Genomic DNA, 16,638 nt, shown 5'->3' with positions numbered 1-16,638 from the left:
TGTTTAGTTTTTTAAAATGGATGAAGGCATTTTTACATCCAACCACAATACTTTTTCATCACCATTGTAGGTTTTAGTAATTGGTTTTCCGTTTCGGGTTAAACCTTTAAAAGTTCCGTTATCCACTTCATCCCAAAGTGCATATTTTGCTTGGTTTTGTAAATTAATCAGTCCGAAATGATTTTCTGAACCTTCAGGATTGGCACTGTCTTTCCAATTTTCATCAAAAGCTTCAAAATAGAAACAGGAAACTTTTTCTTTGTTACTCCATTCACGCATCAATTTGTAAAATTGTGCTGATTTGTATTCATCAGTCGCTTTGGCACCTTCATTTCCATAATGTTCGTTGGATTGCGATGCCCAGCCGGTTTCTCCGATATGAACCGGTTTGTTTACACCAATTGATTTCATATAAGCCACCACACTATTGTATTGATCGATGGCGTAATTTCTCGAACGAAGCATCGCAGCATCAATCTTTGCTTTATCTGTTAACGTTTGCTCACTTTCTTTTATTCCCCAAAAAACTGGATTGTAATGTGTGTCGTGCATTGGATATGTATGCATCGAAATATAATCAACTGCTTTTATCAATTGATTTAATTCTTCTTCATGGTATTCTTTTCCACCGCCTCCCCAAGAAGCAAAATTGTCTGAACTAGTAATTAAAACGTCTTTAGGTAATTTATTTTCCTTCTTCAAATTCTGAAGATGATTTACCCATTTTAAAATGATATTTGGCGTAACATAATAACTAGTTGCCCATTTTACCATCGCTTCATTTCCAACAGCAATAATTTTTACTACATCAGGATATTGATTGGTTAATCGAACAGCTTCGGTAATTTCAATGGCATTGCGATCGCTTTCTTCGTTATGAATTGGAGGCAAATTTGTCCATGCGTTTTTGCAATCAATCCAAGCACCGAGCATGACATACATTTCAAAATTGGCGTCGTCTTTTTTTAATTCGGTAATAGCTTTTAATAAATTGGAAACTTCTTCATAATGAACGTTGTACGTTCTAAGTACTTTTATTTTTAAGGCGGATAGTAATTTTAAATCTTCTTTGATTTCTGCTACTGTGGGTTGAATCTCACGTGAATTTGTGCGATATCCTCCGTAACAAATAGCTTGATAGTTTTCATTTCCTAAAATCATTTGGGCTGTAATTTCTTTTGAGACTATATTTTTATTGTCTTTTTGATTACATGATAGAACCATGAGTAATATGATGTAAATCAACTTTTTCATTATTGCAAATTATTCTCGGTTAATGAAACTGTAATTTGCGTAATCTCTCCGGTTCTATCGAAAACTTTTTTACTGTTTTTATAGTCTAATTCTAAGCTTCCAAGCATATCTTCAGCTCCGTTTTGATAAATAAGTTTGATACCATTTACTTGATCAATTTTGTAAATAATCGGTACTTGACAGAATGTAAAAGCCAAGCAATTTTTATCTATTGTAATGGTTTTTGTTTGACCGTTTACCAATGAAAAAGTAGCTTCCTTTGGCTGGGTTAAAAACTCACTTTTGTGTAATAAATTTGGTTGAAATTGAAGTTTTCCTTGGTTCATTTTCACACCTAATTCCCCAATTCTAGTTAGAATATCTTCTTTCACTTGACCGGTCATTCCAGGCTGTTGAGCACCTTTGTTAAATGGTGTGTGCGAATAAGGATCAGTTGGAAAAGCACCGTACACCTCAGGTGATTTGTGAACGCCAATTCCATTTCCAATTTCATAGAAATGGGAAATTAATTGGTCAATAACGTCTTTATTTTCTTGGTTTTCAATAGCTGATTCAGTTACTTCATAAACAGCAAGATAAAGTTTAGAAACCATGTGCCAATAAATTGAGCCCAAACCTTCATAACCATAAAACGTTCCTGAACGACCTGTGAATGCTTTGTGGTTGAATACATGTTCAAAAATTTGCAACACTTTTTCAGCATCTTTGGCAACTAAATCTTTCAATTGTTCTTGCTTTCCAAGTTCTTCTAAAGCATTTTTAACATCATTAGCATTATGGAAATTACCATTAAAATGATAGCCACCTTTTATGTCTTTATTGATTAATTGAAAATTTTGGTTTTGAAGTAAATTTTTCAACAATTCAGAAGATTCAACTCTTTCTTTTGGGATGCTATTTTTTTCTAAAAACTTGGGTAATTCTTTATTTGGATATAAAATATAACTTTCTTGATCTTTGCGATACAACGAACTATTCCTCAACGCATTCAAAACCTCAAGCGATTCTTTTCCGTTTAAAAATCGTGAACTTAAAACGGCCACTTGACCTTCTAACATTTCCGGTAAATAGGAAATGGTAACGCCATTGTTTTCAATTGACATCAAATTATAAGCGTGATATAATTTGTCTTGTCGTTGATTGGCTTTGATGGCGTGTTCGATGAATGCCAAGCTTACTTTAGTAAATGTTTTTAAACCAGCCATAGAATGCGTTCTCTTTTTACCCCAAAATCCACTATTGTAAATTTGATGACGGTAATCGGAAGCAGCATTTCCTAAAGCATCCAATATTTTTTTTCTATCTTGATTGTTTATAGATGATGAAAGTAACGGTTGAAAAGCTATCAAATTTTCTCGAATGGCATGATAAAACTCAACCATTTCATTAGAAATTTTGATGGTTTCTTGATTTGAATTTTCTAATAATTGTTCAAAGAATTTCAAAAATCTTCTTAAATAATAGAGAGTTACCATCGAAACACCGTTACCAACTAACGCATTATTGGCATCATTCCATTCCGGACGTTGAGTGTTCATCCAAATACCGGCTTCGGGAATGAAATTGGACATTTTTACTAAAACGGTAGCCAGTATTTTTTCAATCAAATTAACATGATAAATTTCGTCGTTATTGTCTCTTAACAACGCACCATCTGCACCAATGGCATTTCTTCGGGAATTAATTTTGGCTTCCCATTCATGGCTGTATCCAATGGTGTCTTTTGGGTTTTGAAGAATTTCTTCGTATGATTTTATCGTGTAAGGAACGGCAGCATACACAAAACAATCTTTATCAAAATAGGAATTTAATTTACCGGGTTGGTATTTTTCAATAAACTCTAAAAATTTTAATAAATAGATAATTTGATGATCGCCCCAATAACCAATGTACGACCAAGGATTGTCGGGTTCAATGGCTTCCCAGTCGAAACCGCTTTTGGTTACGCGATACGGATTATATCCATCAAAAGTGGAAGCATTCAAGAATTTATGAATCATTCCGTCAATAAACTCAGGAAAAGAATAGGCTAAAGCTTCCCAGTTTTGAAAGATGTCACGCCAATTTCCTTCGTAATCTAAAATTTTTGAACCGTCAATTTCGCTTCTGGTATTGATGGAAAATTTATTCCACGGACGACTTGGATCACCATGTCTTCTACTAAATTTTAGCGGAAGGTATTCTGTGCACAAACGAACTAAATCGGCATCATCTAACTTTTCAATGCGTTGTTGTAGATGAGAATAATCGAACGTGTTAGGTAAATTGTTTAAAAATGACTTGTTTTTTTCAAAAACGAGTTTGTTTGCCTTGGAAAGATAATTAGTGAAATCGTGTTTTTCTATTTGATAATTGTTATCAAAAATTCCACCTCGCATGATGTTGAACAGCACATTAGAAAAATGACGCGAATCTTTTCTGGAATCGGCTGTAAATTGCAAACCGTCCGCTGTTGCATTCAAGGCAATGAGGTTTTGTGTCCCAAGATTTACATCATCAACCACTTTTTGTTCCAGCGATTTATCATTAGAAATAGATTCTGCTAATTCAATTATTTGAGCTTGATTTTGGTTGACATTGGCGATAATTTTCCAACTTTTAGATGAATTATTTTCTAAATTCAAGTCAGTAGAAACAAAATAAGCTCCTTTTTCACCTTTAATATCTGTTTCAGTTTTTGGCTTTTGATTTTTACGAAAAGCAGGAACTTGTTTGGATGATAGTAAATAAGTTGGATTTTCTAATCCTAACGACCAAGCGATGTTGGCTTTGAGAGCTTCGCTCGGTTCGGCTTTATCAACAATAATAGCACTAAGTGCAAAAATTCCTAATCCGCTGTTTTCTTCTAATTCGCTGCGTTTGTAAGCATCTACCAAATTACTGGTAGTTGCTTGCAAACCGCTTTCAACACCATGAGGAAGAATGTTTTGAATTCCGTCTAACAGTGTAATTTTATAATTTTTGTTTGAATCGTTTATAATTTCTGAAGTTCGCACAAAGCCAAAAGCATTGCTCGAATTCCAATGGTATCTGAACGTGAGTTGCAAATCATGAAAAATTTCTTCAAATACGATTTTATTACCGTACGTATTCTTGTATAAATTTCTACTGATGTTGTATTTATCATTGAATCGTTCGGAAAAAGGTTCCCAAATTAAAGTAGTGTCTTCCAACTGAATTTGAAAAATCGATTTACTTCCGGTGATATCGGCAAATTCTGTGATTTTATCATCGGTGTAATAGGGGAAGAGGGCAAATTCTGCATTTTTTCTTCCGGCTGATAATCCTCCATTACTGGAAATAAACATCCAATGATTGGAATCACTGACAATGCTCATGAAAAATGGCCGCATAGTATCGGAATTAACTATTTTATAATAGTTTTCACCCTTGACTGTAACCATTTCCATGGAGATTGATTTCGTATCTATATTTAATTCTTCAACATTCATAGTATACCTACTTTGGCTCATAATTATTTGAAATTCCGACTTTTTTAGATTTTAATTATTCGTAAACCCTTATGTAATCAACTAACATCGTTTGTGGAAAGGAAGTATCTGCATTTGGCGAACCCGGTAAATTTCCACCAACAGCCATGTTTAAGATGATATAAAAAGGTTGATTAAATACCCATTCACCATTAACATCTGCCGGAGTAATTTGGTTGTATAAAACATCATCAACATAATAATTGATATAGTTTTCACCCCATTCGATACCAAAAATGTGAAAATCGGTGTCAAACCTACTGTTGGGTAGCGTGAATGTTTTAGATACAGATTCACCTGCAGAATAACCTGGTCCGTGAACGGTTCCTAATATTTTGGTTGGTTGATTTCCTAGGTATTCCATGATGTCTATTTCACCACATTGCGGCCAACCCACTTCATCAATATTAGCTCCAAGCATCCAAAATGCAGGCCATAATCCTTTTCCCCATGGCAATTTTATACGAGCTTCAATTCGACCGTATTTTTGTTCAAATTTACCTTTAGTTAAAATTCTTGCTGAGGTATAAGAAGAACCTAAATACAATTCTTGACGAGCAGTAATTTTTAACATACCGTCTTCTATAACAATGTTCTCAGGTCTATCAGTGTAATATTGTAGTTCATTATTACCCCATCCATTATTACCCGTTCCAATTTCAAAACTCCACAAAGCAGGATTTGGAGCTCCGTTTGTGTCAAACTCCTCCTGCATTACTAATTGAGTTTTAGTAATTACTTGTTGTTTTTCGTCTTCAGAGCATGCTAAGAGCAATAGAAATGAACTAGCAAAAAGTAATCCTTTTTTATTTGATATATATTTTAATTTCATTTTTTGTTTTTTTATGAAGTAAATTAGAAATTATATTAGTTATAAAAATAGATGTTATCAGCATAAAGAACTGAACCGTCGCCACCTTCTAAAATAATTTGTGCTAAATGAGATCGACTTGCTAAATTTGGCATGTTTGCAAACGGAATATCAATAGAAATCCAATTTTGCGAAACTAATGTTGGAGCAGTAAAAGTTGTAGAATGTCTTGTGTCGTCTCCACCACCAAAAACTCCACCTGCACCAAAATCAACCACAATAACTCTGAGTTCTCTTCCGGGAGCAATAGGACCTGGAATAAAAACATCTAAGTGAATATGAGTCATAGCTGTTGCGTTAACGGTAGGACTGCTAAACTCAATACCTACAAAATTAAATATGGTATAATTTAGTATATTATCACCATTTACTGTAAAATCATTTGAAACAGTAGTCTGCCATGGTTGCCAGTAACCGTTATAGTAATTTACAGGCACATTTGTATATTCATCTGAAAATATCGAAATAACATTTGCTTGATTTTGCGGTGGTGTAGGAGCGTGAACAAATGTACCCACACAGTTAATCGTTAAGCTTCCGGTTGCTGCTACGCCATCAATTGTAGCCGTAATTACTGCCGTTCCCGGACTTACAGATGTTATTAGACCATTTGCATCTACAGTTGCTACATTAGGATTGGATGAGCTGAAATCTAAGTAGGCTGTACTTAAATTTACTACTTGATTAGTACCGTTAGGTAAGCTGAAAGTTGAAATCACACCCTCTACATTTGAGTTTACGCCAACAAAAGTTGTTTCAGACACATTATTTCCATTCATGATAGAAGCTTGAGCATGAGCGATAGTTCCTAATTTTTCAAATTTTAATTCATCTATCCATAGCGTATAACCAAAACCATTTGTGCCATTTGTGCCGGCTGCATATCTAAACATGCCTCTTTCTTGCAATAACTTTGCAGCATCCGGAATTGGAATGATAATTTTTGTCCAATTTGTTCCAACACTCACGTTAGTAATTGTTGCCATGTATTTGTTTTGATCAAAATCTTCCCCAAAACCAAACTCACCTACTGTAACCCCTTGCGAAGCTTTAGCATAAAAAGTTAGTGCATCGTATCCGGTTAAATTTCGACCGGCACCATCAATTCTAAAAATACCTCCAGCGTAGGCACCTTCCGGATCGGTTGCGTTCGGTACATCAATACGAACCGAGGAATTACTTTCATATCCTTCTTCTAAATCAACAGAAAAAGCTGTGAATTTTGAATCTCCGTAAGGAAAATAAAAATTACTACCCATGGCCACAAAATCATCCGTGAAAATTTCTGCTGTTTTAGCAAAAGTCGCATCGGTTGCCTCATCGGACAAATCTCTCTCACAATTAAGACTGGTAACTAAAACCAATCCTAAGAGTAAAGTCTTTACTAAATAATTAATTTTTCTATTTTTCATTTTTTCAATTTTTTAAAATTATTTTCCAATATTAATATGAATGTAAGTTCTAATTTCCCATTCATTACCTTTTCCGAATCCAACAGGACTTATTTCAGGTACAGCAGGGAAAGTGTTTGGCGGAACAGCTGCTGGAGAATATCTTGGAGAATATTGGTCAAGTGAACGCCAAATTCCCATAATTCCAATTCTTGTATCCGGTAAAATAAACCAGTTTGGTTTTCCAATAGAAGTTGAAATGTCTAAAGCACTTTGTAATGGATAAGTTAAGTTGAAATCTCTGTGGTAATCAAATGGTCCCCAGTCGTTTAATTTTAACGAAGTAACAACTTTTACTTTTCTGTAAATAGCTCTTACATCTCCACCAACCCTGTTAATTGTTCTTTCTGAATCACCATTGGCTTGTCCATTTCCAAAATAGATGTTGGCTATTAAACCAAAATCCGGAGTTAATTTTGAAACAATTCTTGTATTTGATTCCCATAAATCTTTTGCAGGAGCAGATCTTTCAAATGCAAAAGAAGAACGATTTGCTAAAAATCCAATTGCAGCATCCTGAGTAGTTGGTAAATGACGGTAAACAAAACCAGTACTAAATGCAAATTTTGCATCTTCTACCATGTCATTGTTCCATTCGTACATCCAAGTTCCCGGAGTTGGGTCATAAGTAAGTAAAAGTTCACCACCAACAGTTTCTCTATTTCCTCTAACTATAAATGGGTCGTCTAAGATATTTCTTAATCTTCCTGGAGCGTCTACACCGTTTGGCATTGCTTCAACTAATGGCTTTTGCCATAAAAAGTTAGGTGCAATTTGTAGATTTGTATTTACATTGTAAGTGAAACCAGCTAGGAAGTTCATTTGGTTTCCGCTTCCAGTATCTTTTAATCTCCAACCAGTGAAGGTTTGTGTAGCATCAGCACCTCCATTAGCTACCAGACCTTGTATAGCTCCTTGTGTATAAGCATTAAATTTTCCTTTTGAAAAGGTAAGTTTTGCTTTTCCTCCCCAATTATCTTTAGAATTAATTTTATCAACTTTTACAACATCACCATCCATGATTTGAAATTCTCTACCATTTAAAGGTTCTCCTCCCCATATACCGCCTAATTCGATTCCTAAGCTTCCTATTTTTCTTTGTACATAAATTGTTGCTCTTCGTGTTTTTGGTATTGGAAATGCGATTGAGGAAACTGATTGAGAAACTTCGGCTTGATTAATATCTTCGTGGTAAACTGCAGCTACATTAAATTTTCCGATTTGTTTAGCATATTTTAGTAAATAAGCCGGGTTAGCTCCCCACCATAATTGTGGTCCGAACGCTGCTTTTAATCCTTTCAGACTTCTTTTTCCATCAATCTCAAAACCAAGTGTTTCTCCGTTGTAGATATCTAAATTTGGTCCGTAGTTTGCTTCAGGATAAAGACCAAAGAAATCTCCTTCGTAACCCCAATGATAATGACCAACTCTGTAGAAACCTCTTAAATCGAAGTCTTTAGCGTTCCAGTTGTAAGAAGCATTATATATTTGAACTCTGTTGATATCAGTAGATAAAACTCTTCCATCTGCGGTTTCAACGTTTTGTGCACGACCTCTGTTTTCGTAGAAAATTTCATTAATAGGATTTTCAGCTACGCGACCTAATATATTCACATTTACGTTAGCTGTCATGTTTGCAGAAGGTTTTCCTTCTACACCAATAAAGTAAGACTGCATGTGATCAAAGCCTAATTGATTAGGATATTCGTTAGTATCCGGATTATCTGATTCAGGAGTTGTAATTAAGCTACCACCAGTGTTAAATGTAGTAAACTCCGCTCTAAGATTACTTATTCTTAGAACCTGTGAATCATTTCCTCCCATGGCTGCTTTATCGCCTCTTGCTCGCAAGGCTGCATCCATGATTTGTGCATCTCCAAAATGTAAATTAATACTTTCCAGATTAGCTCCAGGTGCATATGGTTCGAATTTGTGTAGATCTTTCAATAAATAATAGGCTGCACGCGGATATAATTGATATAAACCTTTTTCGTTGGTTGGGCCTTTTGCACAAATTCCGAACCATTCTTCGTTCATATTGTTTTCTCCTTCAGAGAAATCTTTTTGATAACCACCGTTTGACCATGAAGCATTAGTGTCGTGAACATCTAAACCAGATGTTTGGCCGAATTTCCACCAACCATCGCTAAATTGAAAAGTATAACCTCCTAATGAGTTTCCTGCTTTTCCTAAACCAGCAGCATTCTCATAGATTTCTTTCCAATTTCCTTTTAAATAATAAGCTTGAGACTTTTGATCTTCTTGATTGGTAATTACATTAAATGCATCTGCTCCAAATTCTGTAAAAAGGACTGGTTTACCATATTCTTTTTTAACACGATCAAATAAATCGCCAAAAGAGACACCTCTGTAAACGTTTGTTCCAAAAATGTCTACGTCTTTACATTCTTCAGCAATTAAATCTAAGAAAAGTAAATCACCATTACACAAAGCCACCGGATGATTCGGATCAATGGCTTTCATTGCCAAAGCAGCTTCGTTGAATAATTTATACATGGCTCTAGCTCTGACAGTTGATTTTCTGTCTTCAATCGGAATGTTTTCTGTTTCTGCACCATCCCAGAATAATCCATAATTGTTTTCGTTACCTAATAAAAATAACAAAAGTCCTTTTGTATCTTTATAATCAGTTGCTATTTGTTTTACTTCTTCTAAAAGTAATTTTTTAGTTTTTTCGTTGCTATACTCGGTATTTGGGGTCCAAACACCATCTAATGTTAAGCCGTATCTTCCGAAGGAATGATTTAGCATCGTATAGATCCCATAATTTGAATGGATGTATTCTATCCATTTTTTTGGAATTCCGGTATAAACACGAATAGAATTTACTCCCATGTTTTTGAGCAGTCCCATTTCTTCATCTAAAGCTTCTTGAATTATAGCATCGGGTTGATTCCACAAACTATAGGAGTAATTAGTTCCGATTGGGAAATAGTCCCAATTCATTCCATTTACCATAAAATCCTTACCATTGACTTTAAGTTTCATTTGTGAATTATTCGAGTCTACGTACACTTTTTCTGTTTGCGAAAAAATAGATTGAGAATAACACCAAAATAGGAGTAATAAAATTATTTTTTTCATTTGGTTTGTTAGTTTAAAAAAAGATTAATGAAATATATAAAAAGTTGCTAGATTATTTTTTGATTCTATAAAAATAGTAATGAAATATTACATTATTGATATATTAACCTCAACAAAAAATATACACACCAACATAATTTCAGAATTTTGAACTTATTTTAATTATTACAATCAAGAATAACACTTAAAATCATTGTGATTTTTTTGTATAAAGAATAGTTTGTCTATTCAAATTTCACTTTAACAAAGTTTAACGTTTCGTGCTTAAAGACCTTATGTTTAGGATTTAAACTGTGAATTTACAAAATTTTTGTTATTTGAGTGTTAGGAATTTTGAACCCCTTTTGTAAAGGAATTACATCTCTATATTCAATAAATTTAGAAAGATTGTATTCAGCTTTTTTTTCTGTTTCTAAAAGGATTCAAACGTTAATGTTGAGGTGGTGTATAGTTGAATTTTTGTTTTTTGTATTGTTTTATTTGAGATTTAATGAGCTTGTTTTTAGAAGAAATGTCGTTTTGTGTCAGATATTCAAAAACGCGATCTAAATTATTCTGTACAACTTAAATTGGCTTCCCAAATGAATATTCCATGATAGAGTATTATTTACGATTTTAATAATTATAAACATTTGATTATGAGTATTTTTATTAATTATAATAATTTATTCATCGTTTTGATTGATCAAAATCATTGATTAGATAAAAGAACGTTATTTGTAAAACGGTATTGTTTTAAGTTTCTTTTTAGAATGAAAAATTAAGCACAAAATTAGAGTTTGATACTACTATTTATTTACTCAAAATTAAGAAGAACTTAGAATAAAAAAAAGCTGCCTTAAAGAGACAGCTTTTGTTTGTAATCAAATACTTTAGTTATTCTTTAATGATTCTTGAAGTTGAAACAACTCCATTAATCGTTGCTTTTACAACATAAACTCCAGCCTGAAGACTTGAGATATCAATTGTAGCTTGATTATTGTTAGGATTGTTTTTAATTACTTCTTGACCTAGTACATTGTAAATGCTTACATTGCTTACTAAATCTTGTGCTTCAATTGTAAAGTTAGTAGTTGCTGGATTTGGATACATTTTGATATTAGACGCTTCAAAACTAGAAACACCTAATGTGTTTTTGTGTAAATATAAGTTGTCATAAAATACAACACCTAAATCTGAAGTTATAACAAATTGTGCAAAATCAGAAACACTTGGACAAGCATTGCCCGGTGGTGTATTTATGCAGCTAAAGGCAGAAAAAGGGATATCAATTGAGATCCATGATCCTTCAGCACCGCTTGTTAAAACATTTGCGTTTGTAGCAGTATATTCGTAAGCATTTGTTTCTCCTGTTGTATTATTCCAGTTAGAAAATTTAAAACTAAAAACTCTGTCTTGAGTTGGAGTAGGAGTCCATATATCAATGTGAAAACGAGTAAATCCAGTCGCATCGAATCTACCTGCAAGAAAAGCTATCCCTTCACATCCTAAACCTGTTATTTTATTTGTATTATTTCCTTCAATTTGTACTAAACTAGTTGTTCCAGGACACCAAGAAGTATTATAGGTATTATCATCACCTCCTGAGTAACCCATCACTGTTACGGGTGTATATGCATCACTAAATAAAGATCTAACATCTGCTGCTGGTCTGTTTGGTGGAGTTGGAGCCGCAGTTTCTGGTTCTGGTTCTACTGGTGGAGTACCTAGTGGACCTTTAATATTGTCTACATAAAAAGTTCTCGCTGGTGTAGGCACAGTTGGATTAAAAAAGCCTACTGCACCTGGAGCCCAATAAGTGTGTATTACAAAACCACTGTAAACTCCACTTGCCGGAGCTGCTTGTCCATCCAACGATGTGTTGAATGTAAAGGAAACTTCTTCCCAAGTGCTTCCACCTGGGTGGGATGCTGCAGCAGCTACAATTCCTGGACCTCCAACACCGCCAGTTACTTTGACTAAAAATGTTATTGGTGTATCAGAAAATACATCCATAGTCATTGTCTGGGTTGAACTCAAATTAACTAGTGATGTTAGGTTTAAATTTATTCCTTGCCAAGGTTCGCCTGCCGGATTGCCTGTGATTTTTAGAACTTGTGAAGTATTGGTTCCTGAACCTGCTTCAACAACTGGTGCAGGACCACCGCCGAATGGATCTCCATTTACGCCACCACTTTCTCCTGATTCAAAGCCTAATAAGAGGTCCTGTGAAAACCCTAATGAAAAAGTCAGAAGGATAAATAGTAAAGTAATTTTTTTCATAATATTTATTTTTTTGAGTTAATATTTTATAATTCCAAATTTAAGTATTAATTAATTATGAAATTTACATTTCTGTATATTTTAACTATACAATTCGATGTTATTTTCTTAATGTGTAGAAATAGCTTATTATATGGACTTTTCCGTAATTACTTATAGTTTCAAGGCTTTTTGTTTTTAGTCAATTTCAACTTTTGTATAGTTTTTGTATAGGTAAGTTTTGTTGAATTTATCAACTACAACGTTTGCCTTTACAATTTAACTTATTTTAAAAATTGAATATTTCCTTAAACTAGGAATTAAGTTTTAAAGAAGTACAATGAACAAAAAAAACGATCTGTATAATTACAAATCGTTTTTAAGTATTTTAAGTTCTTTTCTACTTATATTTTTTTCAACTGTTGTTTCATCATTGTGATTTGTTCCTTCAACATTTTTTGTTTATCAAGTTTATTCGCTTCATTCAACAAATTGGTCGCTTCTATTTTTCTTCTTCTCGACATAGCAATTCCGGCTAAATTTAATTTAGCAACCGCTAAATCCATATCCATAGAAAGGCCTAATTCAATTGCTTTTTTAAAATATTTCTCGGCTTGATTTAAATTGGTTTGTGAAACCATCAATCCGTGTAAATAATTATAATACCCTTGCTGCTTCTTTACTAATGCCGTTTCTGGATTTTTTATTTTATCTAACCAGTTTTTAGCACCAGCAAAATCTTGTTTTCTCAATTTTAAGAAAGCCAAGAGGATAAATTCATTCTTAAAATATAAAAAAATCGGAATTATTGTTAATAGGATAAGAAATATACCGTTTCCAATGTAATTTTCGGTAAACTGCCAAATTCCTAATGTTACAAGAATTACTACAAGTACTAATTTGATATTTTTGTGAAACATAACGACATTATTTTTTTGTGTTTGCAAAGGTAATAAAATGAATTGAAAATATTTTTAGAAAACTGCTTGTGAGAAAAAAAAGTCTTTGTATATTTGCACTCGGTTTTTAAGAAACCCAACACAAGAAAATTATACACGATTTTAAAGATACAAAACAATGAGTAAGAGAACGTTTCAACCATCGAAAAGAAAAAGAAGAAATAAACACGGGTTTATGGATAGAATGGCTACTGCAAATGGTAGAAAAGTCCTTGCTCGTAGAAGAGCCAAAGGAAGACACAAATTGACTGTTTCCTGCGAACCAAGACACAAAAAATAATGATTAGCAATAATCATAATAAAGGCGTTACTTTTTTTAGTAACGCCTTTTTTTTATAACTTGTCAACTCAAAAAACAACTAAACTACTATAAAACAACAACATGCCTAAAGATCATTCAATAAAATCGGTGTTAATCATAGGTTCAGGTCCTATTGTTATTGGTCAAGCTTGCGAATTTGATTACGCAGGTTCACAATCCGCACGTTCCATTAGAGAAGAAGGAATTGAAGTTATTTTAATAAACTCCAATCCGGCAACCATTATGACCGACCCATCAATGGCCGACCATATTTATTTATTGCCATTAACTACAAAATCGATTATCGAAATTCTAAAAAAACATCCAAACATTGATGCGGTTCTTCCTACAATGGGAGGACAAACTGCTTTAAATTTATGTTTGGAAGCTGAAGAAAAAGGAATCTGGGCCGATTTTAATGTAAGATTAATAGGAGTTGACATCAATGCCATCAATATTACGGAAGACAGAGAGCAGTTTAAACAATTATTAGAGCGAATTGGAGTAGGAGCAGCCCCTGCAAAAATTGCCACTTCGTTCTTAAAAGGAAAAGAGATTGCTCAGGAATTCGGATTTCCGTTGGTGATTCGTCCATCATTTACGTTAGGTGGTTCAGGTGCTGCATTTGTTCATCATAAAGAAGAATTTGACGAATTATTAACCAGAGGTTTAGAAGCTTCTCCGATTCACGAAGTTTTGATTGACAAGGCATTACTGGGTTGGAAAGAATATGAGTTAGAATTACTTCGTGATCAAAATGATAATGTTGTTATTATTTGTTCAATTGAAAATATGGATCCGATGGGAATTCATACAGGAGACAGTATTACCGTTGCTCCGGCGATGACATTATCGGATAAAACATTCCAGAAAATGCGAGATATGGCGATTTTGATGATGCGAAGTATCGGAAATTTTGCCGGTGGATGTAACGTTCAATTCGCCGTTTCTCCTGACGAAAAAGAGGATATTGTTGCGATTGAAATCAATCCACGTGTTTCAAGATCTTCCGCATTAGCATCTAAAGCAACAGGTTATCCGATTGCGAAAATAGCATCTAAATTGGCTTTGGGTTATCATTTGGATGAGTTGCAAAACCAAATTACCAAATCTACATCGGCACTTTTTGAACCTACATTAGATTATGTAATTGTAAAGATTCCGAGATGGAATTTTGATAAATTTGAAGGAGCAGACAGAACATTAGGTCTTCAAATGAAATCGGTTGGAGAAGTGATGGGAATTGGTCGTTCGTTCCAAGAAGCTCTTCATAAAGCGACTCAATCACTTGAAATTAAAAGAAATGGTTTGGGTGCTGATGGAAAAGGGTATAAAAATTATGATCAAATCATTGAAAAATTAACCTATGCCAGTTGGGATCGAGTTTTTGTGATTTATGATGCCATTCAAATCGGAATTCCGTTGAGTCGCATTCACGAAATTACTAAAATTGATATGTGGTTTTTGAAACAATATGAAGAACTTCATTTATTGGAAAAAGAAATTTCTACCTATACAATTGAAACTTTACCAAAAGAATTGTTGCTTGAAGCTAAACAAAAAGGTTTTGTTGACAGACAAATCGCTCATATGATTCGGTGTTTAGAAAGTCAGGTTTATATCAAAAGAGAAGAATTTTCCATCAGTCGTGTGTATAAATTAGTTGATACGTGTGCAGCAGAATTTAAAGCAAAAACACCTTATTATTATTCCACTTTTGAGGCTGAAATTGAAAACGTTACAGGAGAAAAATATGTTCATAACGAAAGTGTTGTTACCGATAAGAAAAAAATAATTGTACTTGGTTCGGGACCAAACCGAATTGGTCAAGGAATCGAATTTGATTATTCGTGTGTTCACGGCGTTTTGGCGGCCAAAGAATGTGGTTATGAAACAATTATGATTAATTGTAACCCGGAAACGGTTTCAACTGATTTTGATACAGCCGATAAATTATATTTTGAACCTGTTTTTTGGGAACATATTTACGATATCATTCGACATGAAAAACCGGAAGGTGTGATTGTTCAATTAGGCGGGCAAACTGCTCTTAAATTAGCAGAAAAATTAGATCGTTACGGCATAAAAATCATTGGAACTAGTTTTGATGCGTTAGATTTAGCTGAAGATAGAGGTCGTTTTTCTGAACTTTTATCCGAATTAAAAATACCTTTTCCTCAATTTGGAGTAGCTGAAAATGCGGATCAAGCTTCCGCATTGGCTGATGTTTTAGATTTTCCTTTATTAGTTAGGCCTTCCTATGTTTTGGGTGGACAAGGAATGAAAATCGTGATTAATAAGCAAGAATTAGAGGAGCATGTGATTGATTTATTAAAAAATATTCCCGGTAATAAATTGCTTTTAGATCATTATTTAGATGGTGCAATTGAAGCCGAAGCAGATGCAATTTGTGATGGTGAAAATGTTTACATTATCGGAATCATGGAACACATTGAGCCTTGTGGAGTTCATTCCGGGGACAGTAACGCTACTTTACCTCCGTTTAACTTAGGCGAATTTGTCATGCAACAGATTAAAGATCATACCAAAAAAATAGCTTTAGCTTTAAAAACGGTCGGATTAATTAATATTCAATTTGCTATTAAAGATGACACGGTTTACATTATTGAAGCAAATCCAAGAGCATCGAGAACAGTGCCTTTTATCGCAAAAGCGTATGGCGAACCGTATGTAAATTATGCTACAAAAGTAATGTTAGGTGAAAATAAAGTAACCGATTTTACTTTTAATCCGCAATTAAAAGGGTATGCCATCAAACAACCTGTTTTTTCTTTTGGTAAATTTCACGGTGTAAACAAAAAATTAGGTCCGGAAATGAAATCAACAGGAGAAAGTATTTTGTTTATTGAAGATTTAAAAGACGATCAATTCTATGAATTGTATTCCAGACGAAAAATGTATTTGAGTCGATAATAAAAAAATACCCCGTCTAAATTGAACGGGG

9 protein-coding genes are annotated in these 16,638 nt (G+C 33.8%); 2 read left to right on the top strand and 7 right to left on the bottom strand.

The genetic code is table 11. From position 1 onward, the window contains the following. Positions 1-3: 3 nt before the first annotated feature. From B4N66_RS00125 to B4N66_RS00095, 7 genes are all read right to left on the bottom strand, one after another. On the bottom strand, positions 4-1,254 hold the full coding sequence (locus B4N66_RS00125; protein ID WP_291091505.1) for a glycosyl hydrolase family 17 protein: 1,251 nt from the start codon (positions 1,252-1,254) through the stop codon (positions 4-6). After that, complete coding sequence (locus B4N66_RS00120) at positions 1,254-4,727, bottom strand: hypothetical protein (protein ID WP_291091503.1); 3,474 nt, start codon at positions 4,725-4,727, stop codon at positions 1,254-1,256. Before B4N66_RS00120 ends, B4N66_RS00125 begins: the two co-directional genes overlap by 1 nt. Positions 4,728-4,761: 34 nt before the next feature. Next, positions 4,762-5,577 (bottom strand): glycoside hydrolase family 16 protein, encoded by an 816-nt coding sequence (locus B4N66_RS00115; protein ID WP_291091501.1) that lies wholly within the window; start codon positions 5,575-5,577, stop codon positions 4,762-4,764. Between the two features lie 35 nt (positions 5,578-5,612). Further along, on the bottom strand, positions 5,613-7,028 hold the full coding sequence (locus tag B4N66_RS00110; RefSeq protein ID WP_291091499.1) for an Ig-like domain-containing protein: 1,416 nt from the start codon (positions 7,026-7,028) through the stop codon (positions 5,613-5,615). A gap of 18 nt (positions 7,029-7,046) precedes the next feature. Beyond that, a complete protein-coding gene (locus B4N66_RS00105) occupies positions 7,047-10,172 on the bottom strand; it encodes a glycosidase (RefSeq protein WP_291091497.1) in 3,126 nt (1,041 codons plus the stop codon). An 876-nt stretch (positions 10,173-11,048) separates the two neighbouring features. Continuing rightward, the gene (locus tag B4N66_RS00100; protein ID WP_291091495.1) at positions 11,049-12,434 is read right to left on the bottom strand and encodes a T9SS type A sorting domain-containing protein; all 1,386 of its coding nucleotides are present in this window, start codon (positions 12,432-12,434) and stop codon (positions 11,049-11,051) included. Positions 12,435-12,817: 383 nt separating this feature from the next. Next, the gene (locus B4N66_RS00095) at positions 12,818-13,333 is read right to left on the bottom strand and encodes a DUF2892 domain-containing protein (RefSeq protein ID WP_291091494.1); all 516 of its coding nucleotides are present in this window, start codon (positions 13,331-13,333) and stop codon (positions 12,818-12,820) included. A 157-nt stretch (positions 13,334-13,490) separates the two neighbouring features. Here B4N66_RS00095 and rpmH point away from each other — a divergent pair, with 157 nt between their 5' ends. Continuing rightward, positions 13,491-13,652, top strand: a complete 162-nt coding sequence (gene rpmH / locus B4N66_RS00090; RefSeq protein WP_026710894.1) for a 50S ribosomal protein L34 — start codon at positions 13,491-13,493, stop codon at positions 13,650-13,652. 102 nt (positions 13,653-13,754) lie between these two features. Further along, complete coding sequence (carB, locus tag B4N66_RS00085; RefSeq protein WP_291091492.1) at positions 13,755-16,607, top strand: carbamoyl-phosphate synthase large subunit; 2,853 nt, start codon at positions 13,755-13,757, stop codon at positions 16,605-16,607. Positions 16,608-16,638 lie beyond the last annotated feature (31 nt).

The organism is Flavobacterium sp. UBA2787, from assembly GCA_002352205.1.
GTDB lineage: Bacteria > Bacteroidota > Bacteroidia > Flavobacteriales > Flavobacteriaceae > Flavobacterium.
The sequence above is the reverse complement of the archived record's forward strand: the minus strand, read 5'-3'. Positions and strand labels throughout refer to the sequence as shown.